The sequence below is a fragment of the Erythrobacter sp. HKB08 genome, assembly GCF_004114695.1.
Taxonomy (GTDB): domain Bacteria; phylum Pseudomonadota; class Alphaproteobacteria; order Sphingomonadales; family Sphingomonadaceae; genus Parerythrobacter_A.
The window spans coordinates 2,654,199-2,675,327 of record NZ_CP035310.1; the positions used below are offsets into that span (position 1 = coordinate 2,654,199).

At 65.1% G+C, this 21,129-nt stretch carries 29 protein-coding genes; 12 read left to right on the top strand and 17 right to left on the bottom strand.

From position 1 onward, the window contains the following. The first annotated feature begins 15 nt into the window (after window positions 1–15). The gene (locus EO245_RS12800) at window positions 16–915 is read left to right on the top strand and encodes a family 16 glycosylhydrolase (RefSeq protein ID WP_128893291.1); all 900 of its coding nucleotides are present in this window, start codon (window positions 16–18) and stop codon (window positions 913–915) included. On the opposite strand, the gene hemF is transcribed toward EO245_RS12800, so the two are convergent. Continuing rightward, on the bottom strand, window positions 916–1,773 hold the full coding sequence (gene hemF, locus EO245_RS12805) for an oxygen-dependent coproporphyrinogen oxidase (RefSeq protein WP_128893292.1): 858 nt from the start codon (window positions 1,771–1,773) through the stop codon (window positions 916–918). A 45-nt stretch (window positions 1,774–1,818) separates the two neighbouring features. On the opposite strand from hemF, the gene pdeM reads away from it, so the two are divergent. Both pdeM and infC read left to right on the top strand, forming a co-directional pair. Then, window positions 1,819–2,511 (top strand): ligase-associated DNA damage response endonuclease PdeM, encoded by a 693-nt coding sequence (pdeM, locus tag EO245_RS12810; RefSeq protein ID WP_128893293.1) that lies wholly within the window; start codon window positions 1,819–1,821, stop codon window positions 2,509–2,511. A 105-nt stretch (window positions 2,512–2,616) separates the two neighbouring features. Beyond that, window positions 2,617–3,135 (top strand): translation initiation factor IF-3, encoded by a 519-nt coding sequence (gene infC, locus EO245_RS12815; protein WP_128893294.1) that lies wholly within the window; start codon window positions 2,617–2,619, stop codon window positions 3,133–3,135. Between the two features lie 67 nt (window positions 3,136–3,202). On the opposite strand, the gene EO245_RS12820 is transcribed toward infC, so the two are convergent. Continuing rightward, window positions 3,203–3,664: a hypothetical protein gene (locus tag EO245_RS12820; protein WP_128893295.1), complete on the bottom strand. Its 462-nt coding sequence runs from the start codon at window positions 3,662–3,664 to the stop codon at window positions 3,203–3,205. Window positions 3,665–3,725: 61 nt separating this feature from the next. Between EO245_RS12820 and EO245_RS12825 the strand changes: the two genes are divergently transcribed. The 5 genes from EO245_RS12825 (at window position 3,726) to EO245_RS12845 (ending at window position 9,439) form a co-directional block, all read left to right on the top strand. Further along, a complete protein-coding gene (locus tag EO245_RS12825; RefSeq protein ID WP_128893296.1) occupies window positions 3,726–5,135 on the top strand; it encodes a DASS family sodium-coupled anion symporter in 1,410 nt (469 codons plus the stop codon). 159 nt (window positions 5,136–5,294) lie between these two features. Further along, window positions 5,295–6,611: a cystathionine gamma-synthase family protein gene (locus EO245_RS12830; RefSeq protein WP_128893297.1), complete on the top strand. Its 1,317-nt coding sequence runs from the start codon at window positions 5,295–5,297 to the stop codon at window positions 6,609–6,611. A 4-nt stretch (window positions 6,612–6,615) separates the two neighbouring features. Further along, a complete protein-coding gene (locus EO245_RS12835; RefSeq protein WP_128893298.1) occupies window positions 6,616–7,497 on the top strand; it encodes a RimK family alpha-L-glutamate ligase in 882 nt (293 codons plus the stop codon). Window positions 7,498–7,508: 11 nt separating this feature from the next. Beyond that, complete coding sequence (gene purT, locus EO245_RS12840) at window positions 7,509–8,669, top strand: formate-dependent phosphoribosylglycinamide formyltransferase (RefSeq protein WP_128893299.1); 1,161 nt, start codon at window positions 7,509–7,511, stop codon at window positions 8,667–8,669. Between the two features lie 2 nt (window positions 8,670–8,671). Further along, entirely contained in the window at window positions 8,672–9,439 is a 768-nt protein-coding gene (locus EO245_RS12845; protein WP_199798656.1) for an SDR family NAD(P)-dependent oxidoreductase, read from the top strand. Between the two features lie 19 nt (window positions 9,440–9,458). Here EO245_RS12845 and EO245_RS12850 read toward each other — a convergent pair whose 3' ends face one another. Next, window positions 9,459–9,992: a J domain-containing protein gene (locus EO245_RS12850; protein ID WP_128893301.1), complete on the bottom strand. Its 534-nt coding sequence runs from the start codon at window positions 9,990–9,992 to the stop codon at window positions 9,459–9,461. A gap of 164 nt (window positions 9,993–10,156) precedes the next feature. On the opposite strand from EO245_RS12850, the gene EO245_RS13435 reads away from it, so the two are divergent. Continuing rightward, window positions 10,157–10,306: a hypothetical protein gene (locus EO245_RS13435; RefSeq protein WP_164931331.1), complete on the top strand. Its 150-nt coding sequence runs from the start codon at window positions 10,157–10,159 to the stop codon at window positions 10,304–10,306. 39 nt (window positions 10,307–10,345) lie between these two features. Here the strand turns inward: EO245_RS13435 and pal are convergent, their stop codons facing one another. From pal to hisB, 13 genes are all read right to left on the bottom strand, one after another. Continuing rightward, on the bottom strand, window positions 10,346–10,864 hold the full coding sequence (pal, locus tag EO245_RS12855) for a peptidoglycan-associated lipoprotein Pal (RefSeq protein WP_128893302.1): 519 nt from the start codon (window positions 10,862–10,864) through the stop codon (window positions 10,346–10,348). A gap of 61 nt (window positions 10,865–10,925) precedes the next feature. Beyond that, a complete protein-coding gene (tolB, locus tag EO245_RS12860) occupies window positions 10,926–12,299 on the bottom strand; it encodes a Tol-Pal system beta propeller repeat protein TolB (RefSeq protein WP_128893582.1) in 1,374 nt (457 codons plus the stop codon). A 2-nt stretch (window positions 12,300–12,301) separates the two neighbouring features. Then, window positions 12,302–13,102 (bottom strand): energy transducer TonB, encoded by an 801-nt coding sequence (locus EO245_RS12865; RefSeq protein ID WP_128893303.1) that lies wholly within the window; start codon window positions 13,100–13,102, stop codon window positions 12,302–12,304. Window positions 13,103–13,116: 14 nt separating this feature from the next. Further along, entirely contained in the window at window positions 13,117–13,593 is a 477-nt protein-coding gene (locus EO245_RS12870; RefSeq protein ID WP_128893304.1) for an ExbD/TolR family protein, read from the bottom strand. After that, the gene (gene tolQ, locus EO245_RS12875) at window positions 13,594–14,295 is read right to left on the bottom strand and encodes a protein TolQ (RefSeq protein ID WP_128893305.1); all 702 of its coding nucleotides are present in this window, start codon (window positions 14,293–14,295) and stop codon (window positions 13,594–13,596) included. Beyond that, window positions 14,296–14,751, bottom strand: a complete 456-nt coding sequence (locus EO245_RS12880) for a YbgC/FadM family acyl-CoA thioesterase (protein WP_128893306.1) — start codon at window positions 14,749–14,751, stop codon at window positions 14,296–14,298. It lies immediately after the preceding gene. Between the two features lie 92 nt (window positions 14,752–14,843). Further along, the gene (locus tag EO245_RS12885; protein WP_128893307.1) at window positions 14,844–15,224 is read right to left on the bottom strand and encodes a histidine triad nucleotide-binding protein; all 381 of its coding nucleotides are present in this window, start codon (window positions 15,222–15,224) and stop codon (window positions 14,844–14,846) included. A gap of 1 nt (window position 15,225) precedes the next feature. After that, on the bottom strand, window positions 15,226–15,546 hold the full coding sequence (locus EO245_RS12890) for a phosphoribosyl-ATP diphosphatase (protein WP_128893308.1): 321 nt from the start codon (window positions 15,544–15,546) through the stop codon (window positions 15,226–15,228). A 31-nt stretch (window positions 15,547–15,577) separates the two neighbouring features. Next, window positions 15,578–15,751, bottom strand: a complete 174-nt coding sequence (locus EO245_RS12895; RefSeq protein ID WP_128893309.1) for a PEP-CTERM sorting domain-containing protein — start codon at window positions 15,749–15,751, stop codon at window positions 15,578–15,580. Between the two features lie 87 nt (window positions 15,752–15,838). Next, complete coding sequence (hisF, locus tag EO245_RS12900) at window positions 15,839–16,603, bottom strand: imidazole glycerol phosphate synthase subunit HisF (RefSeq protein ID WP_128893310.1); 765 nt, start codon at window positions 16,601–16,603, stop codon at window positions 15,839–15,841. Further along, the gene (hisA, locus tag EO245_RS12905) at window positions 16,600–17,328 is read right to left on the bottom strand and encodes a 1-(5-phosphoribosyl)-5-[(5-phosphoribosylamino)methylideneamino]imidazole-4-carboxamide isomerase (protein WP_128893311.1); all 729 of its coding nucleotides are present in this window, start codon (window positions 17,326–17,328) and stop codon (window positions 16,600–16,602) included. The genes hisF and hisA overlap by 4 nt, the downstream gene beginning before the upstream one ends. Then, complete coding sequence (gene hisH, locus EO245_RS12910; RefSeq protein WP_128893312.1) at window positions 17,325–17,951, bottom strand: imidazole glycerol phosphate synthase subunit HisH; 627 nt, start codon at window positions 17,949–17,951, stop codon at window positions 17,325–17,327. The genes hisA and hisH overlap by 4 nt, the downstream gene beginning before the upstream one ends. Further along, window positions 17,944–18,537 (bottom strand): imidazoleglycerol-phosphate dehydratase HisB, encoded by a 594-nt coding sequence (gene hisB / locus EO245_RS12915; RefSeq protein ID WP_128893583.1) that lies wholly within the window; start codon window positions 18,535–18,537, stop codon window positions 17,944–17,946. Before hisB ends, hisH begins: the two co-directional genes overlap by 8 nt. 83 nt (window positions 18,538–18,620) lie before the next feature. On the opposite strand from hisB, the gene EO245_RS12920 reads away from it, so the two are divergent. From EO245_RS12920 to gmk, 3 genes are read left to right on the top strand one after another with little or no spacing between them, the layout of a single operon-like run. Next, window positions 18,621–19,136 (top strand): SspB family protein, encoded by a 516-nt coding sequence (locus EO245_RS12920; RefSeq protein ID WP_128893313.1) that lies wholly within the window; start codon window positions 18,621–18,623, stop codon window positions 19,134–19,136. 31 nt (window positions 19,137–19,167) lie between these two features. Then, window positions 19,168–19,548, top strand: a complete 381-nt coding sequence (locus EO245_RS12925) for a hypothetical protein (protein WP_128893314.1) — start codon at window positions 19,168–19,170, stop codon at window positions 19,546–19,548. A 48-nt stretch (window positions 19,549–19,596) separates the two neighbouring features. Then, complete coding sequence (gene gmk, locus EO245_RS12930; RefSeq protein WP_128893315.1) at window positions 19,597–20,238, top strand: guanylate kinase; 642 nt, start codon at window positions 19,597–19,599, stop codon at window positions 20,236–20,238. Window positions 20,239–20,297: 59 nt separating this feature from the next. Here gmk and EO245_RS12935 read toward each other — a convergent pair whose 3' ends face one another. Continuing rightward, entirely contained in the window at window positions 20,298–21,104 is an 807-nt protein-coding gene (locus EO245_RS12935) for an SDR family NAD(P)-dependent oxidoreductase (RefSeq protein WP_128893584.1), read from the bottom strand. Window positions 21,105–21,129: the final 25 nt, after the last annotated feature.

The following is a 21,129-nucleotide window of genomic DNA, read 5'->3' on the forward strand; positions in this document are numbered from 1 at the left end:
CACGGGGAGTAGGTAATGCGCAAATCTTTGGTCGTCGCGGTCGCGGCAGTTCTTTCGCTTCAGGGATGCGGCGGCGAGAATACGGCCCCGCCTGCGGCTTCGACCACCACTGCCCCTGCCACCTCCGCCGAACGCCAGCTGCTGTTCTCCGACGAGTTCAATTCCGGATCGCTCGACCGGTCCAAGTGGAACGTCATCGGGATGGATTTCTGGGTCAACAACGAGCAGCAGGCCTATCTCGACAGCCCCGACACGATCCAGTTCGCTTCGAGCGCGCAAGGTGCCGATGGAGGCGTCCTGATCCTGCGTCCGGTCTATCGCCCCGGCGTCGACACACGCGCCGACCGCAATGCCGATTTCATCTCAGGCCGCATCAACTCGAAGGGCAATTTCGATTTCACCCATGGCCGCGCCGAAGCCCGCATTCGCATGCCCGATGCGCGCGGTGCCTGGCCTGCCTTCTGGCTGCTCGGCAACGGCCAGTGGCCCGACACGGGCGAGATCGACATCATGGAATATGTCGGCGAGAAGGACTGGACCGCCATGGCCGTCCATGGTCCGGGCTATTCGGGCGAAACCCCGATCGTCGGCCGCCGCTATTTCCCCGAAGGACAGGATGCGACCGGCTGGCACACCTATGCCGTCGAATGGACCGACCAGAAGATGAGCTTCGAAGTCGATGGCGACACCTTCTACGAAGTCACGCGCGCCGAAATCGAACAATACGGTCCGTGGCGCTTCGACACCCCGAAATTCCTGATCCTCAACTTCGCGCTCGGCGGCGCCTACCCTTACAAGGTCAACAAGATCGAGGAGCCGTACAACGGCATGCCGCAATCGACCGTCGATGCGATCAAGCGCGGCGAGCTGGTGATGGAGATCGACTGGGTGCGGGTTTACGGACCAGAGGGCTGATCAGCTCCACACCGCTTCGGGCGGCAGGCTCATCAGGATGGCGTCGATATTGCCGCCCGTCTTGAGGCCGAACAGCGTGCCCCGGTCGTAGACCAGGTTGAACTCCGCATAGCGCCCGCGCCATTCGAGCTGCTGTTTTTTGTCGGCATCGGAGAACTCGCTCTCCATCCGGCGGCGGACCAGCTTCGGGAAAACCTCGAGGAAGGTCGAACCGACATCCCTAGTGAAAGCGAAGTTGCGTTCGAAAGCGGCTTCGTCCTCGCATTCGAGATGGTCGTAGAAGATGCCCCCGACGCCGCGATGCACGCCGCGGTGGGGGATGTAGAAATAGTCGTCCGCCCATTTCTTGAAGCGGTCGTAATAAGTCGGGTTGTGGCCCGAGCATGCCGCGCGGAAGGCGGCGTGGAATTCCTCGGTGTCTTCCTCGTAGGGGATCGGCGGGTTGAGATCCGCGCCGCCGCCAAACCATGCCTTGCCGGTCGTCAGGAAGCGGGTGTTCATGTGGACTGCCGGCACATGCGGGTTCGCCATATGCGCCACAAGGCTGATGCCGGTCGCGGTGAAGCCGGGCTGCTCCGCACTCGCGCCGTGGATCGAGCCGGCGAACTCCTGCGAGAAATTACCGCGCACGGTCGACACGTTGACGCCGACCTTCTCGAACACCTTGCCCTTCATCAGGCCGCGCGTGCCGCCGCCGGGATCGGGATTGCCCTCCTCCTCGCGCTGCCAGGACTGGTAGTCGAAGGAAGCGTCGGAGCCGGCCTCGCGCTCGATCGCCTCGAATTCGGCACAGATGTCGTCGCGCAGGGTTTCGAACCAGTCTTTCGCGCGGGCGGTGAAGGGTTGCCAATCGGTCATGCGAGCCCTCTTGCCAAGGCCATCGCGCTGCGGCAAGAGCGGCGAATGGTTCCCCTTTCGTTCGCAGGCGAGGAATTCGCCATCAGCAAGAGCAATGCGCTCTTCTGGCCGCGTGAAAACGCGCTGCTGGTGGCCGACCTGCATCTGGAGAAAGGCAGCTTCTTCGCGCGCCACGGGCAGATGATCCCGCCCTACGATTCGCGCGAAACGCTCGAGCGCATTGCCCTTGCCCTGCGCGAAACCGGTGCGCGGCGGGTCTATACTCTGGGTGACAATTTCCACGACAGCGCCGGTTCGACCCGGCTCGAACCGCATGCCGCCGGAATGCTCTCTGCCCTGACGCGGGCGACCGACTGGGTGTGGATCACCGGCAACCACGATCCCTCGATGGAAGCGCGCCACGGCGGGGCCATTGCGGAAGAGCTCGAGGTCGCCGGCATGGTCCTGCGCCATCACGCGAAGAAGGGCGAGACGCGGCCCGAGCTTTCCGGCCATTTCCACCCGCGCCTGCAGCTGACGGTGCGCAACCGGCGGATCAGGCGACCCTGCGCGGTTGTCGCGACGGGTGAGGAGCGCGGCGGACGGATGATCCTGCCGGCGTTCGGAGCCTATACCGGCGGGATGGATGCGAGCGACCCTGCGATCCTCTCCGCGCTCCAGCCGGCAAGCCGGATCGACGCGGTGGTTGCGACGAAAGAAAGGCTCGCGACCTTCCCCCTCTGGCGGCGCGCAGCCTGATTGGCGCGTTTCCCCTAGCGAATCCGCGAAACTACGCCTACATAGCCCCCACAAACCAAGGCAAACTCAGGAGACTGCCCCATAGCCCGTCCACCCCGGCGCAGCATGCAAATGCCCGTGAAAAGCGGCCCGCGCTACGACAATTTCATCAACGTCCCCAAGGTCCGCGTGATCGATCACGAAGGCGAGAACCTGGGGGTGATGTTCACCCGCGAAGCGATCGAGCAGGCCCAGGATGTCGGCCTCAACCTCGTCGAAGTGTCCCCCAATGCGGACCCGCCGGTGTGCAAGTTCCTCGATGTCGGCAAGTATCGTTACGAGGCCCAGAAAAAGGCCAACGCTGCGCGCAAGACGCAAAAGACGCAGGACATCAAGGAAGTGAAGATGCGTCCGAACATCGACACGCACGACTATGACGTGAAGATGCGCAACGTGAACAAGTTCATCGAGAACGGCGACAAGGTGAAGGTCACCCTGCGCTTCCGCGGGCGCGAAATGGCGCACCAGCAGCTCGGCATGGACCTGCTCAACCGCGTGCGCGACGATGTCGAGGAAATCGCCAAGGTGGAAAGCTTCCCGCGCCTTGAAGGGCGCCAGATGCTGATGGTGCTGGCTCCGAAGTAAGCCGCACCAGCGACACACGAGATCAGGAAGGGCCGGGCAGCGATGTCCGGCCCTTTTCGCGTCGGGGTCAGAGAAAAACCTCTGCCGTCTCCGCAGACGTGGCCTCGACCACCGGCCTGCGCCCGAAGCGCCACCAGAAATAGCCGATCGCGCCCCCGGTAACGATCCCGAAGAAGGAGAACAGCAGGGCGCCGAACATGTCGGCATCGACCAGCCATGAGCCGAGCATGAGCGCGCCCGCGCCGACGGCCGCTCCGCCTACCCCGTAATTCGCGCCGGTTTCCAGCTCGAGCCTGCGCAGGAGCAAGGTGAACGGAAGGCCGAGGAAGATGAAACCGCCCAGCCCGGCAGCGAGACAGATCAGCGCAGGCGTCACGACCAGCAGGACGATGACACCGCCGTCTTCGAAGCCGTCGGCGGCCATGCCGGTCGCGACGATCGTCGTGATCGCCGTCGGGATCGCAGCCCCGACAAGAGAGCCGTAGAGAACTGCCTTTGCAGCGGCGACCAGACTTGCCTTGCGATCCATCCCTTGTGATTACTTGCCCCGGCACCGCGCGACAAGATGCGGGCAAGCGAGGGGAATACGCATGACTGCCAATCGGATAGGGCTGGTTATCGGCGCGCTCGGGCTGCTCGCCGGGATCATCCTGCCGACGCCCGAGGGCATGACGCGCGAGGCATTCATCGTCGCGGGCCTCGTCGTGCTGATGGCAGCCTGGTGGATGACCGAGGCTATCCCGCTTACCGCGACTGCCCTGATGCCGTTCATCGTCCTGCCCCTCGCCGGAGTGATGACCGCGCGCGACACGGCGAGCGCCTATTACGCGCCGATCCTGTTCCTGCTGCTCGGCGGCGCGTTCATTGCGCTCGCGATCGAGCGGACCGGGCTGCACCGGCGGCTGTCGCTGGCGATCCTCAAGGGTATCGGCAGCGGCGGCGGGCAGACGCGGCTGCTGCTCGCCTTCATGATCAGCGCGGCGATCCTTTCCATGCTGATCTCCAACACCTCGACCTCGCTCATCATGATGCCGATGGCGCTCGCCGTCCTCGCCGGAGGCGGGGTCGCGGCGGGCGAGCGAGAGGGGCTTTCCGGCGCGCTGCCGATGGGCATTGCCTTTGCCGCGAGCATCGGCGGCCTCGGCACGATCGTCGGTTCGCCGACCAACGGGATCGCCGTCGCCCTGCTCGACGAGATGACCGGCCTGCGCATCAGTTTCGCGGAATGGATGGCTTACGGCCTCCCGGTCGTGCTGATCGGGGTACCGCTCGCCGCGTTCATCATTTCGCACGTCCAGCAGGTCGCCTCGCACCCGTTCGACGTAAAAGCGGCGCGTGCGGCGATCGACGACCATGCCCCTTGGTCGAGCGCCGAGAAGCGCCTCCTGCCGATCATCGCCATCACCTTCGCGCTGTGGATGAGCCAGCGCTGGGTCGCGCCCTACTTGCCGGAGAACAGCTGGACCGACGGGACGATCGCGATCCTCGCCTCGCTCGCGCTGTTCCTGCTGCCCGACGGGACGGGCCGACCGATGCTGCAATGGCACGAGGCCGACCGCGCGCCTTGGGGTGTGATCATGATGTTCGGCGGCGGCCTCGCGCTTGCAGCAGGGATGCAGGCGTCCGGCCTTGCGGACTGGCTCGGTCAGGCGCTTCTGCCGCTCGACGCACTGCCGCTGGTCGTCGTCGCGCTCGCCATCGTCGCCATGGTCGTGCTGATCACCGAGTTCGCCAGTAATGTCGCAACGGCGAGCGGCATCATCCCGGTCGTTGCGAGCCTCGTCGTCGCGCTCGGGGTCGATCCGATCCTGCTCGCAATGCCTGCCGCCCTCGCCGCGAGCTGGGGTTTCATGCTGCCGGCAGGCACCGGGCCGAACGCCATCGCATGGTCGACCGGGCACATCCGGATCGGCCGCATGGTCGGCGCCGGGATCCTGCTCGATCTGGCGGGGATTTTCCTGATCGTCGGAATGGTGTGGGCGGTTGCGGCCATCCTCTAACGCGCGAGTTGAAATCGACCCGCACGGGCGATATTCGCCGCTCCAGCATTCGGCATCCGGCGGAGATGCGTTCCTGCGGAGGTTAGGAACGGGCGCCCCGGCCAGCCATACCGGCTCCTGCCTTCCTGGGAGCATGATGCAAGGAAGGACCCGTCGCACATGACCGACGCAGTCGACGCAGCTGAAACCCCGACCCCGCGCCGCAAGCCCAAGGCGCCCGTCACCACGATCAATGGCCGCGAAATGAAGCCCAGCACGCTGATGATGGGCTATGGCTACGACCCCGCCCTTTCGGAAGGCTCGCTCAAGGCGCCGATCTTCCTCACCAGCACTTTCGCTTTCGAGAACGCGGCCGCAGGCAAGCGCCACTTCGAAGGCATCACCGGCCAGCGTCCGGGCGGTGCGGAAGGCCTCGTCTATTCGCGCTTCAACGGCCCGAACCAGGAAATCCTCGAAGATCGCCTCGCCATCTGGGACGGCGCGGAAGACGCGCTGTGCTTCTCCAGCGGCATGACCGCGATCTGCATCCTGATGCTGGCCTATTGCTCGGCCGGCGACGTGATCGTCCACTCCGGCCCGCTCTATGCGGCGAGCGAAGGCTTCGTCGCCAAGGTGCTGAGCAAGTTCGGCGTGACCTATATCGACTTCCCGGCAGGCGCGAACCGCGAGGAACTCGACGCCGTGCTCGAAAAGGCGAAGGCGCAGGCCGAGGCGAACGGCGGCAAGGTCGCGATGATCTACCTCGAAAGCCCGGGCAACCCGACCAATGCGCTGGTCGACGTCGAAGCGGTCAAGGCCGCGCGCGATGCGAAGCTCGACATGGATTGCCCGATCGCGATCGACAACACCTTCCTCGGCCCGCTGTGGCAGCGCCCGCTCGACAATGGCGCGGACATCGTCTGCTACTCGCTGACCAAATATGTCGGCGGCCATTCGGACCTCGTGGCAGGTTCGGTCGCAGGCGCGAAGAAGTGGATGGACCCGGTCCGTGCGCTGCGCAACACGATGGGTGGCATTGCCGACCCGAACACCGCGTGGATGCTCCTGCGCAGCCTCGAAACCGTCGAACTGCGCATGCAGCGCGCCGGCGAGAATGCGGAGAAGGTGTGCGAATTCCTTCGCGGCCATCCGAAGGTCGAAGGCCTCGGCTATCTCGGCTTCATCAAGGACGAGCGCCAGCAGGACATCTACGACCGTCACTGCACCGGCGCGGGCTCGACCTTCTCGGTCTTCATCCAGGGCGGCGAGGCGGAATGCTTCCGTTTCCTCGATGCGCTCAAGGTCGCCAAGCTCGCGGTCAGCCTCGGCGGTACCGAAACGCTGGCGAGCCACCCGGCGAGCATGACGCACCTCTCGGTCCCGCACGCACGCCGCGACCAGCTCGGCATCACCGACAACCTCGTACGCATCTCGATCGGTATCGAGGACCCGGACGACCTGATCGCCGACTTCGCACAGGCGCTGGACGCTGTCTGAGGACATGCGGCGCGTCGGTTTCCTCGCGTGCCCGGGCACACTGCCGGGCTCGTCGGACCGGCGCGCCGATGCCCACGAGCACGATTTGCAGGTAGCGGCCCTTCGCGAAGGATTCGCACCTGCAGGGCTCGAGCTGGTCGAAATCGACTGGCGCGCGCCGGAAAGCGCGTTCGACGGGATTGAGCTCGTCCTTCTCGGCACGGTATGGGACTACCAGGACCATGCCGAGCGGTTCTTCGCGACCATCGAGGGGTTGGCTGCCCGCGGCATCGCCGTGTGCAATCCGCCCGAACTGGTCCGCTGGAATATCGAGAAGACCTACCTGCGCGATCTCGAGCAAGCGGGCGCTCCAGTCATCCCGACCCTGTGGCTCGACGATCCGAATGGCGCCGACATCGCCGCCGCGTTCGATTACTTCGGCTGCGACCGGCTCGTCGTCAAACGCCAGGTCGGCGCCGGCGCGGAAGGTCAGATGAGTTTCGATCGCACCGCCCCGCCCTCGCCCGACTGGCGCTACGGCCACCGCGCGATGGTCCAGCCGTTCCTTCCGGCAATCGTCGAGGAAGGCGAATACAGCTTCGTTTTCTTCGACGGCGAATTCTCGCACTGCATCCGCAAGACCGCCGCGCCGGGCGAATATCGCATCCAGTCGCTTTATGGCGGCAAGGAGGAAGCGATCGACCCGCCTGCCGAAGACATCGCTTCCGCGCAGGCGGTCGTGCGCGCGATACCGGGCGATACGCCGCTCTACGCCCGCATCGACATGATCCGGCAGGACGGCGCACTGGCAGTGATGGAGGCGGAACTGATAGAGCCCTACCTCTATCCCGAGCAGGCAACCGGCTTCGGCGCGCGCATGGCCGAAGCGATACTCAAGCGAATCTAGGAAACGACCCGATGGCCCATACCGCGAAAATCCTCCTCCTCGGTTCGGGCGAACTGGGCCGCGAATTCGTCATCTCGGCCAAGCGGCTCGGTGCCTATGTCGTCGCCTGCGATGCATATGAGGCAGCGCCGGCCATGCAGCTGGCCGATGCGTTCGAAGTGTTCTCGATGCTCGACGGCGAAGCGCTGCGCGCCGTGGTCCGTAAGCACCGCCCCGACTTCATCGTGCCCGAGGTCGAGGCGATCCGCACCGAAGTGCTCGCAGAGGTCGAGGCGGAAGGCTTCACCGTCGTCCCCTCTGCCCGGGCGACGCAGATGACCATGAACCGCGATGCGATCCGCGATCTGGCCGCGCAGCAGCTCGGCCTCACGACTTCGCGCTATCGCTATGCCGAAAGCCTCGAGGAAGTGCTGGCGGGTGCCGAGCACACCGGCCTGCCCTGCGTCATCAAGCCGGTCATGTCGTCTTCGGGCAAGGGCCAGAGCACCGTGCGCGATGCAGACGAGCTGGAAACGGCGTGGAACTATGCGGTCGACAACATGCGCGGCGATCGCAAGCGCGTGATCGTCGAGCAGTTCGTCGACTTCGATTACGAAATTACGCTGCTGACCGTGCGCCACAAGAACGGCGTTACCTTCTGCCCGCCCATCGGCCATCGGCAGGAACGCGGGGACTACCAGGAAAGCTGGCAGCCGACGCCTATGTCCGAAGCAGCAATCGCCTCCGCACAGGACATGGCCCGCAAGGTGGTCGACGATCTGGGCGGCTACGGCCTGTTCGGGGTCGAGTTCTTCGTGAAGGGGGACGAGGTGATATTCTCCGAGCTCAGCCCGCGCCCGCACGATACCGGGATGGTGACGCTGGTGAGCCAGAACCTGTCCGAATTCGACCTGCACGCCCGCGCCATCCTCGGCCTGCCGATCCCCGAAGAACTGCGCGCCCGCCCTTCGGCCAGCGCGGTGATCCTCGCCGACCGGGCAAGCGAGACGGTCAGCTATTCGGGCCTTGCCGATGCGATGGAGAACGGCAGCGACATCCGCATTTTCGCCAAGCCCGTCACCCGGCCCTACCGCCGGATGGGCGTCGCGCTGGCGACTGCGGGCGATACCGACACGGCGCGCCGGAAAGCCGCTGAAGCAGCGGCGAAGGTGCACATCCACTACGGAGATTGAACATGGCAGAGCGCAAACCGGTCTTTCTCGTCATTGGTGCCGGTGCCGGCATCGGTGGCCACACCGCGCAGCGCTTCGCCGCCGGCGGTTATCACGCGGTTCTCGCCCGGCGCTCCGACGAAGAGGGCCTGCAGAAGCTGGTCGATGCCATCGGCGATGCCGGCGGCGAGGCGAGCGGCAGGCTGATCGATGCATTGCTGCCCGATACGATCGAAGAGCTGGTCGAAGACGTCGAGCGCAGCATCGGGCCGATCGAATGCGCCCTGTTCAATCTCGGCGCGCAGATCGGCAACCGCGCCCTCGCCGATACGACCGATCGCATATTCGAGCTCGGATGGAGGCTCGCGACCTATGCGCCTTTCCGCCTCGCCCGCGCGCTGATGCCGCATATGGCGGAACGCGGGCGCGGTTCGCTCATCGTCACCAGCGCGACGGCCGCCGTGCGCGGCAATGCCGGCCAGCACAGCCACGCCGCGGCGATGGGCGGAAGACGGATGCTGTGCCAGAGCCTCAATGCGGAGTTTGCGCCGAAGGGCATCCATGTGGTCCACGCGCTGATCGACGGTCCGGTCGATGCGCCCGATACGCTCGGCAAGATGCTCGGCGACAAGTTCGAGGGCTTCAAATCGAGCAAGGGCGAAGACGGGCTGCTCGATCCCGCTGCGGTGGCGGAAACCTACTGGCACCTCGCCCACCAGCCGCGCAGCGCCTGGACGCACGAGATCGACCTCAGGCCGTGGACCGACACGCCCTGGTGGAACGACAACTAGCTAGGGAGGTCGGGGGCGCTCAGCCCTTCCACTCGCGGCGCTCTTCCGCCTGCCGCAGCACTTCGTAGGCGACCTGCAGCTTCTGGAACTCCTCGGCGGCTTCCTTGTCGCCCGGCTTCACGTCGGGATGCACCAGCTTCGCCTTGGCGCGGTATGCCTTCTTGATCGCAGCGAATTCGACATCCGGTTCCAGCTCGAGGACGTCGAGTGCGCGCATCTCGTCGGCCGAACGCGAACCATCACCGCTGCCGCCCCAGCCGTAGTGCTGCGCCTCGGCATAGCCGGCATTCTCGCTCCGCTCGCTTTTCGCGCGCGCTTCCTTCTCGGCCTTGTCCAGGCCTTCGAAATAGTCCCACTTGGAATTGTATTCCGCCGCGTGCTTCTGGCAGAAATACCAGCGCTCCTTGCTGTTCGGAGCCTTCGGCGCGGGACAGTGGCCCTTTTCCTCGCAGCCGTGCCGGTCGCACAGGCGAACGGTTGTCGCATCGCGCGACGAGCCATAGCCGCGCCAACGCGGGAAACCCCAGTCGTTCGACCGGCGATTACCGACCATGGTCGGCTCCGCATGCAGTTCGGCTGGCGCTCATTGCGGTTGATCTAGGGACGATTGCGAAATTTTGAAAGATCGGGAACAAGGTTGCAGCTTGAAATGTTGCATTGCAACAGATCGTTCACATCTCGAGGCTAGAGGGCCTTCAACCGCAACCAGAAGATATCATGAGCCAGCAGCTTAAATTCTCCGCAACCGCATCGATCCTCGCCATGGCGCTGTTTGCGCTGGTGGGCGGAATGGGTGTGTCGGTCGACGGCGCTGCGCTCGATCTGGCCCAGCCGGGCTACGAGCAGTTCGTGCAAGTCGCGCGCTGATCCGGCCCGCCGCGCCGCGACAGGCCGGACCTGTTCACATCACTCGATAACGACAGTCACCGCACGGCGGTTCTGCGCCCACGCGCTCTCGTTCGAGCCGAGGGCGACCGGGCGCTCCTTGCCGTAGCTGACGGTGCGCACGCGGCTCGCATCGATGCCGAGGCCGACGAGGTAGTTCTTCGCCGCATTGGCACGACGTTCGCCGAGCGCGAGGTTGTATTCGCGAGTACCGCGTTCGTCGGCATGGCCTTCGACCGTCACGCGGATGCTCGGATAACGCATCAGATACTGCGCCTGGCTCTGCAGGGCGGCAGCATCGGCGCTGTCGATGTTGTAGCGATCGGTATCGAAATAGATCACGTTCTGCCCGTTCACTGCGTCGACGAAGTGCCGCTGCGTGCCGAGCTCCGCCCCGGTGGGAGCGGTGGTGGTCGTCGTCTGCGTCGACGAAGTGGTCTCGACCGGCTCGGGCGGAAGCGTGTCCGGAGCCTTCGGTTTGCAAGCGCCGAGGGCAACGGTGCCGATCAGCAGCGAAGCGACGATAGTACGGTTATTCATAAGCCTCTCCTCGGGAGGGTGTTGATCCAGGTGCGACCCCGCTTGCCCCCTAGAAACGTGTTTACGGTAGAATCGGTCCCCAAGCCGGATCCGACGCGTCCACCGGCGTCGGCAACTTCCTTTCGTTGCGGCCGGTGAGATCCACCTGCCAGAGTGACGTTTTGCCCGAGCCTCGCTCGGTTCGGAAAAACTGGATGATGCGGCCATTGGGCGCCCAGGTCGGTGCCTCGTCCTGCCAGCCATTGGTCAGCGTGCGGACATTGCTGCCCGAAGGCGACATGACGGAAATGTTGAAGCTGCTCGCATTGGTGAAGGCGATCTGGTCGCCGCGCGGGCTCCATTCCGGGGTCGCGCAGCGGGCGCTGCCGAAGCTGATGCGGCGCTGGTTCGACCCGTCGGCATCCATGACGTAGCACTGCTGGCTGCCCGAGCGGTCGCTTTCGAACACGATCTTGTTGCCGTCGGGCGAATAGGAGCCGCCGATATCGATGCCGGGCGTGTTGGTCAGGCGCACGCTCGGCCCACCGGATGCGGAAACGCGGTAGATGTCCGTGTTCCCGGCAATGGCCATGGAATAGAGGATCCACTTGCCGTCCGGGCTCCAGCGCGGCGCGAAGGTCGGGTTCGCATTTTCGGTCACCAGCGTCTGCCGCCCGGCGCCGATATCGTAGACGTAGATGCGCGGGTTGCCGTCGACGTAGCTGAGATAAAGCAGCTTGCTGTAGTCGGGCGAATAACGCGGCGTCAGCGCGGTCGAGCGGCCCGTGGTGATGAAGCGCAGGTTGGCTCCGTCGCTGTCCATGATCGCAAGCCGCTTGGATCGGTTATCCTTAGGGCCGGTCTCCGCGATGAAGGCGATGCGGCTGTCGAAGAACGGGCTTTCGCCGGTCAGGCGCGAATAGACGAGGTCGGCGCATTTATGCGCAGCCCGGCGCCAGTCGCGCGGCGGGACGATCCAGCCTGAACGCGCAAGCTCGTCCTGCAGGGCGACATCGTAAAGATAGCAGCCGACCGTCAGGCGACCGTCGGGGCGCGCCTGGACATAGCCGTGAACCAGCATCTCCGCACTGCGGTTCGACCAGGTCGGCCAGTTGGGCGAGGTGATCTGGCCGAACGTCGGCTGCGGCAGGGCGTCCGGACCGACCGGCTTGAAGAGGCCGTTGTTGCGCAGGTCGTTAAACACGACGCGGCCGATTTCCTTGCCGAGCGCTGCAGTGCCGGAGGTGTTGGCCGGCGTCGAGACGTCGCGATCGGTCGCGAAGCCCGCGATGGCGATGCCGAGATCCTGCCAGTCGCTCTCGTCGGTCACGCTACCCGACAGACCCTCCTGCTCGAAAGTCTCGACCTCGCCGCCCTCGGGCAGGCGATCGCCGAGGTCCTGTGCCGCTGCCGGAGCAGCGATACCGAATGCGAGCAAAATCAGCAGGTAACGCATCATCAAAGCCTTCTGTCGAACCGCCATTCGCGGATATAGGACCACTTATCGTAAAACTCTTCGGGCAGGTCGAACGGTGCGGCGAGTTGCACCGCACGTATGGCACGCTCCGCATGAACGCCCGCCTGCGCGCGGTTCGCATCGTTGACGCCGCTCTGGCTCACCACTTCGGGCGCACCGGCAAGGCTGCCGTCCTTGTTGAGACGCCAGCGCAGGACCGTGACCAGTTGTTCGGTGTCGACCCCTTGGGGGGCGCGCCAGTGCGGGCGCAGCTGGCGCGTGATGGCAGAGCGAAGTGCCGCCTGCTCGCGCGCGCCAAATTCGCGGCCGACCGCGCGGGTCTCGCTCGTATCGGTGCTGTCGCCGCGGCCGGGCAGGAAATCCGCACCGATCCGGCTGCCACCACTACGCGTAGGCGCAGCGCTCGGACGCGGCTGCGGCACGGTGCGCTCTACCCGGTCCGGGCGGCGGCGCGGCGAGGTGTCGGCTGGCACGGCGCGGGTCGCCGGGACTGGGCGCGTTGCAGGCGCAGGCAGCGGCTCGGCGACGGTCGTTTCGCTCGGGGCGAGCGGGGTGTCGCTCAGCGTCGGGGCAATTGCCGCGCGGCTCTCCTGCACTGGGTCGGGCGCGGCATCGACCGGGCCGACTTCCTCGGCGAGGCTGACGACGACGCGTTCGGGAAGCGGTGTCGGATCGACGGGGAAGAACAGCCGCACGACGAGCGCCGCCAGCAGCATCAAATGCAGCGCGACGGCCACGATGAGGCCGATGATCTCTTCCGACGAAAGGCGGGACGCTTGCATATTAGCTAACCGGGCTATTGCTCATCGTCTGAACCGGCGATTGACGCGGGCTGCTCGGCAACCCCGGTGGTGACCATCGCGATCCGATTGAAACCGGCCCGGTTGAGTTCACCCATGACCGCCATGACGCGCCCGTAATCGAGCACCCGGTCGGCGCGCAGGGTCACTTGCGGCAACTGCCCGTCCGCTGTCCGGTCGATATTCGCCAGCCGGTCGGGCAGCTCGCCCGGTGCAAGCGGGCTTTCGTCGAGATAGATCACCCCGTCGGCCGCGATGGAGAGCGAAATCGGGTCCTGTTCCTCCGGCAGGGAGTTTGCGCGGCTGTCGGGCAGGTCGACCGGAACGCCGGTCGTCAGCAGCGGCGCGGTGACCATGAAGATGATCAGCAGCACCAGCATGACGTCGACAAAGGGCGTGACGTTGATCTCCGCCATCGGAGCGCGGCGCGAACCGCGCGTGCGCTTGCCGGGACGGGCGAGACCCATCGCCATTTACATCCGCTCCAGCTGGCGGCTGAGCGAGGAATGGAACCGGTCGGCAAAGCGCTGCATCTTCGCCTCGTAGCTGTTCACCGACTGGCTGAAGCGGTTGTAGGCGATGACCGCCGGGATCGCCGCGAACAGGCCGATGGCGGTCGCGAAGAGCGCTTCCGAAATGCCCGGGGCAACGACGGCGAGCGAGCTGTTCTGCTGCGCGCCGATCTGGAAGAAGCTGTTCATGATGCCCCAGACCGTGCCGAACAGGCCGACGAACGGGGCGACCGAGCCGACCGTCGCGAGGAAGTTGAGGCGCGAGGACAACGTATCCGCTTCTTCCGCCACCTGGCTTTCCATCGCGAGCGAAACGCGCTGGCGAACGCCTTCGCGGTCCGCAATCGCCCCCTTGGTGGAGCGACGCCATTCGGCCATGCCCGAATTGGCGACCCGCGCGATCGGCACGTCCTTCTTGGCGTGCGCTTTCATGAAGCCGTCGAAGTCGTCGGTCTGCCAGAACTCGGTTTCGAACCGCTGGCCACGGCTACGCACGCCGTTCATGCGCAGCGAGAAGCCGACGATGATCATCCAGCTCCATACGCTGGCGAGCAGCAGGCCGACCATGACTGCCTGGACCACGATATCGGCATCGAGGAACAGCTGGATCGGGTCGAGACGGCCCGTGCCGGTGGCAACTGCAAGGAAATCGAGTTGGCTCATTTAGGTGTCTTCTTCGGATAGAACGGATTGGTAGGCTTGCCGCCATTCCTCGGGCTGGCGACGCGGGCGGCCATCGGGGGCGACGAAACCGACGCGAAGGGTCGCTTCGGTTAGCAGTTCCTCGCCGCGCCAGGCGCGCTGGTGCATCCTGAGGCTGGCTGCGCGCATATCGGTGCAGCGGGTTTCGATCACGACGTCGTCGTCGAGCTTGGCCGGTCGGACATAGCGGATCTGCAAATCGGCGACGGCATAGGCCCCCTCGCCCGCCTCGATCGCGGCGCGCTGGTCGATCTCGAGCACGCGCAGCAGGTCGGAGCGCGCGCGTTCGAACCAGCGCAGGTAGTTCGCGTGATAGACGATGCCGGAAAGGTCGGTATCTTCGTAATAGGCACGCACGGCATAGAGATGCCGTTTGCCGTCGATGATGCCGCCGGGGGGATTGGGACGTGTCGTCATTGCTGACGCGGCCTTAGCGCAGCGCCGAGTCCGGCGGCAATCGAAACCTGCGAATGTACCGGGCTCATCGCCCAACCGTGCAAAATTGCCGATTATCGCCGCATTAACATCGGGCCGAGCGGGTGGCCGCCGAAGATATGGACGTGGAGGTGCGGCACTTCCTGGTGCCCGTGCCCGCCGATGTTCGCAAGCAGGCGGTAGCCGGGTTCGACCAGCCCCTTCTCCCGCGCGACATGGCCGACGGCGCGGATGAATCCGGCGATTTCCTCTGCCGGCGCCTTCGCGGAAAAATCGTCCCAGCTGACGTACTTGCCCTTGGGGATCACAAGCGTGTGGATTTCCGCCTGCGGGTTGATGTCCTCGAAGGCGAAGGCCCATTCGTCCTCGTAAACCTTGTTCGACGGGATTTCGCCGCGAAGGATCTTCGCGAAGATATTGTTGTCGTCATAGGGCTGGGTTGCGTCGATCGGCATCTCAATCCTCCGCTGGGCGGCTCGCCTTTTCCTCGATCCCCGACACGCCTTCGCGCCGGTCGAGTTCGGCGAGCACGCGTTCGAGGGCAATGTCCTTGCCCGATAGCAGGACGAGCAGGTGGAACAGAACATCTGCCGCTTCGCCGACGAGTTCGTCCTCGTCGCCGGAAAGCGCCGCGACAGCCGCCTCGACCGCTTCCTCGCCCAGCTTGCGCGCCATCACGGGCAGGCCGCGATGATGCAGCTTGGCGACATAGGAAGTCGATGGATCGGCACCGCGCCGCTGCGCGATGGTGCTTTCGAGACGGGCCAGTGTGTCCATGCGCGCTCAATGCGCGGCACGGCAGCGCGGGTCAATCCTCGTCGGTCTTGCGCTTGCCGCGGGCAATGAACCGGCCGACGATCAGCCCGGCGAGGCCGAGACCGAAAAGCGCCATGTTGCTCGGCTCGGGGATTTGCGCGCCGATGCGGGCGAAAGCCGGGTCGGCGGCGAAGATGGCGAGCAGGATGGCGGGAGTGGTCCTCATGCCATCACGCTCGCAGAACCACTCATTTTCGCAACTGCAACAAACGCGGCGTCCCGAATTGGAACCTCGTCCGGCCGTAGTATGAAGTCAGACCGCGCGGGCCGGTAGCCCGGCAGCTCGCAGCGCGTCGTGAGCCTCGGCAATCGTGTGCTCGCCGAAATGGAAGATCGAGGCGGCGAGGACGGCGCTTGCATGCCCTTCGGTCACGCCTTCGACGAGGTGCTGCAAATTGCCGACACCACCGCTTGCGATCACCGGAATACCGACCGCATCGGCAACCGTCCGCGTCAGCTCCAGATCGTAGCCCGCCTTTGTCCCATCGCCATCCATCGAGGTAACGAGCAACTCGCCCGCACCGAGGTCTGCAAGGCGCATCGCATGTTCGAGGGCATCGACCCCGGTCGGCTTGCGCCCACCGTGGGTGAAGATTTCCCACTTGCCCTCGCCCGTCCGGCGCGCGTCGACCGAGGCGACGATGCACTGGCTGCCGAATTTCTCGGCGATGTCGCGCACCAGCTCGGGCCGTGCGACTGCCGCGCTGTTGACCGCGACCTTGTCCGCCCCGGCGAGCAGGAGGGCGCGCGTATCCTCGACGCTGCGCACCCCGCCTCCGACGGTCAGCGGCATGAAGCAGACTTCCGCCGTTCGGCGAACCATGTCGAGCAGCGTCCCGCGCCCTTCGTGGCTCGCCGAGATATCGAGGAAACACAGTTCGTCCGCGCCGGCCGCATCATAGGCCTGCGCCTGCTCGACCGGATCGCCCGCATCCTTGAGATCGACGAAATTGACACCCTTCACCACGCGCCCGTCGCGCACGTCGAGACAGGGGATGACGCGGATACGGACGGTCATCCGCGATTGCCCATCGCAATCGCCGCCGCCAGGTCGAGCCGCCCTTCGTAGAGCGCGCGGCCGGTAATCACGCCTTCGATCCCCTCGTGCGCGTGCAGCGAGAGGACGTGGATGTCGTCGAGGCCCTTTACGCCGCCGCTGGCGATCACCGGCATGTCGGTCTGGCGTGCGAGTTCGACCGTCGCGTCGATGTTGCAGCCCTTGAGCAGACCATCGCGGCCGATATCGGTGAAGAGCAGGCTGGCAACGCCCGCGTCCTCGAACCGGCGGGCCATGTCGGCAACAGGAACGTCCGACACCTCAGCCCAGCCTTCGGTCGCGACCACGCCGTCGCGCGCGTCGACGGCTACGACGATGCCGTTTTCCCATTCGCGCGCCATGTCGCGGACGAATTGCGGGTCCTTGAGCGCGGCCGATCCGATGACGATGCGCGCGACGCCGAGGTTGAACCAGCCCTCGACAGCTTTCGCATCGCGGATACCGCCGCCAAGCTGCACATAGCCGGGAAATTCGGCGAGGATCGCCTCGACCGCCTCGCGATTGCGGCTCTCGCCCGCGAAGGCTCCGTCGAGATCGACCACGTGGAGATATTCCGCGCCTGCCTGGGCGAAAATCATTGCCTGCGCGGCAGGGTTGTCGCCATAGACCGTCGCGCGGTCCATGTCCCCTTCGGCGAGGCGGACGACTTCGCCGCCCTTGAGGTCGATGGCAGGAAAGACGATCACGGCATCCACTCCAGGAAACGTTGCAGGGTAGCGAGGCCGTAAGCCTGGCTTTTTTCGGGATGGAATTGCACCCCGATGATGTTGTCGCGCCCGACGGCTGCGACCAGTCCGCCGCCATGGTCGGTCATGGCAAGGATATCGCGGCCCTGTTCGGCGGCGAAGTGGTAGGAGTGGAGGAAGTAGGCCTCCCCCTCCTCGATCACGGCATGACCGCGCGCATGCGGGGTGAGCGCGACATCGTTCCAGCCCATGTGCGGCACCTTGATGGCCGGGTCGGTCCGCTCGATCAGGTGCACCTCGCCCGCGATCCAGTCGAGGCCGCGCGTGGTCCCGTGCTCGAGCCCGCGTGTCGCGAGAAGCTGCATCCCGACGCAAATGCCGAGGAACGGCGCACCGCCCACGAACACCCGCTCGTGCATCGCCTCAATCATGCCGGGAACCGCCTTCAGCCCTTCGGCGCAGGCCTTGAAGCTGCCCACGCCGGGCAGGACGATGCGATCGGCCGCGCGCACGACATCCGGGTCGTCGGTCACGCTGACATTCGCGCCCACTGCCTTCAGCGCGTTCTCGACCGAATGCAGATTGCCCGCGCCGTAGTCGACGAGAGCGAGGACTTCAGCCACCGAGCTGCCCCTTGGTACTCGGAATGGCGCCGCCCTTGCGCGGGTCAGTCTCGACCGCCTGCCGCATGGCGCGCGCGAAGCCCTTGTAGATCGCTTCGCAGATATGGTGGTTGTTGGTCCCGTAGAGCAGCTCGACATGCAGCGTCAGGCCGCAGGTCTGCGCGACCGAGTGGAACCAGTGCTCGATCAACTCGGTATCCCATTCGCCGAGCTTTTCCTGGCTGAAACCGGCACGCCACACGAGATAGGGGCGCCCCGAAATGTCGAGCGCGACGCGGGCAAGTGTTTCGTCCATCGGCGAATAGGCCGTGCCGTAGCGCCCGATACCGCCCTTGTCGCCAAGCGCCTTCGCCAGCGCCTGGCCGAGCGCGAGCGCGCTGTCTTCGGTCGTGTGATGCTGGTCGACATGCAGGTCGCCGTCGATCTTCATGGTGACGTCGATCAGCGAATGCTTCGAGAACTGCTCGACCATGTGATCGAGGAAGCCGATCCCGGTCGAAACGTCGTATTTGCCGGTGCCATCGAGGTTCACCTCGATCGCGATCTTGGTTTCCGCCGTGTCGCGGTTGATGCTGGCCGTACGCATGATGCTGGGCGCTATACGCATGGGCGGGGAAGGCGCAAGCTTAACCGCTTGACCAAGCGCGGAACCCTCGCCACCTAGAGGGCATGAGCGACGATACGCCCGATAGCCTGATCCCCTACGACGAGATCGTGCAGGAAGCGCTGCGCGCCGTGGTCGGACGCGTGCTGGGCGAAATCGAGGCGTCGGGCGGCGAATTGCCCGGAAGCCACCATTTCTACATCACTTTCAAGACCGGTGCACCGGGGGTCGATATCCCGGACAGCCTGCGCGAACGCTTCCCGGACGAGATGACCATCGTCCTGCAGAACAAGTTCTGGGATCTGAACGTTCGCGAAGACGGATTTTCGGTCGGCCTCAGCTTCAACCAGGTGCCTGCAAAGCTCAACGTGCCCTTCTCCGCGATCACGGCATTCGTCGATCCGGCAGTCGATTTCGGCCTGCAATTCCAGGCGAGTGTCGCCGACATGGCGCCCGAAGCGCATGAGGATGCCGAGAACGACGGCTCCGGCAAGTCGGGGGAACAGGGCGGCGCGACGCCCGTTGTCGAAGGCGAGGACGGCAGCAATGTCGTGACGGTCGACTTCGGCCGCAAGAAATAGGCCAGCACCTGCCGGCCTGATGGAAGGACGGATGGCGAAGCGCGCTAAAAACCTGAAAACGCCCGACAAGAGCGAGGAAGTCGCCGGACCGAGCACGGATCCTGCGACCAACCTGCTGCTCGCCGACATGGTCATGCGCGCGGGCTCCTACGTTGTGCGAGACGTCGTCGAACGAACCATGCTGCGCGGGCGCTACGGCAAGAACACCGCGCGCGAGATCGTTGCAAACAAGACCCTCGGCCAGACGGCGGTTTCCTTCGTCCTCGCCAAGGTCGCGACGCGCTCGCTGCCCGGCGCATTGCTCGTCGGCGGGGGATCGGTCGTGAAGATTCTGTTCGACCGCAGCCAGAAGCGCCGTGCGGCCAAGCGCCAGGGCGACCAGCAGCTGCTCGACCAGGCCGACGGGGAATAGGGCAACACGCCCCTTGATTCCGCGCCGCCCATGCGGGCAAAGGCGCATATGGCTCACCACAATACCGACAAGCTCGCCCGCCGCGGCCTGATGTTCATCCTTTCCTCGCCTTCGGGCGCGGGCAAGACGACGATCTCGCACATGCTGCTGACGGCCGATGAAGAGATCAAGCTGTCGGTATCCGTGACGACCCGCCCCAAGCGCCCGGGCGAGATCGACGGGGTCGACTACCACTTCGTGACCGACGCCCAGTTCGACCGGATGGTCGAAGAGGACGATTTCTACGAGTGGGCCGAGGTTTTCGGCAAAAAGTACGGCACGCCCAAAGGCTATATCCGCAAGGGCCTGAAGGAAGGGCAGGACTTCCTCTTCGACATCGACTGGCAGGGCACGCAGCAGCTCAAGCAGAAGGACGACCAGGACGTCGTCACGGTCTTCATCCTGCCGCCGAGCCTCGACGAGCTGCGCAGTCGCCTCGAAGGTCGTGCACAGGACAGCGCAGATGTCATCGACCGCCGCATGGACCGCGCGCGCGGCGAGATCAGCCACTGGGCGGAATACGACTACGTCGTCATCAACGACGACGTCGACCAGTGCTTCGTGAAGGTGCGCGAAATTCTACACGCCGAACGCATGCGCCGCACGCGCCAGACGGGGCTTATCCCCTTCGTGCGCGAACTGACCAGCTGACATAACGAAAGGCCGGAGCTTTCGCCCCGGCCTCTCGAATTCGCATAACTGCGCAGCGATCAGTGGCCCGACGGGTCCACGAAATTGCCCGCGTCGATATTGGCGTTCACCACGCCGCCGTCGATTGCGATCGTCGTCCCCACGACATAGTCGCCCGCGCGGCTGAGCAGGTAGATCGCGCCTGCCGCCATGTCCTCGGTCACGCCGACGCGGCCCGAGGGGATGCCGCGTTTCACCATGTCGGCATTGTCGCGCGCGGCGCGGTTCATCGCGCTCGGGAAAGCGCCCGGGCCGATGCCGTTGACGATGATATTGTCCTTCACCAGCTCGGCAGCCATGCGGCGCGTGAGGTGGATGAGGCCGGCCTTCGACGCCTGGTAGGGATAGGTCGGCCACGGGTTCGACTTCATCCCGTCGATCGAGGCGATCATCAGGACCTTCGCCGGACGTTCCTCGGTCGCCGCGGCCTTGAGCAGGCCGTGCAGCTTCTGGGTGAGGAAGAACGGGGTCTTCACATTGAGGTCCATCGTGCGGTCCCAGCCCGCTTCGGTGAATTCCTCGAACGGTTCGCCCCATGCAGCACCTGCATTGTTCACCAGCAGGTCGAGACGGTCTTCGCGGCTTTCGAGCTCGTCGGCGAGCTGCTGGATGCCGTCAATGTTCGACAGGTCGCCGACCAGGCCGATGACTTTGTCGCCCAGTTCTTCGGCAGTCTCGTCGACCTGCTCCTTCTTGCGCGCGACGATGTAGACTCGCTCGCAGCCCGCTTCGAGCAGGCCTTCGACGATCATCTTGCCGATGCCGCGCGAGCCGCCGGTGACGAGTGCGATCCGGCCCTCGAGACCGAAGAGTTCATTCAATTTCATCATAGGTCAGTTCCTTTTCTCTCCC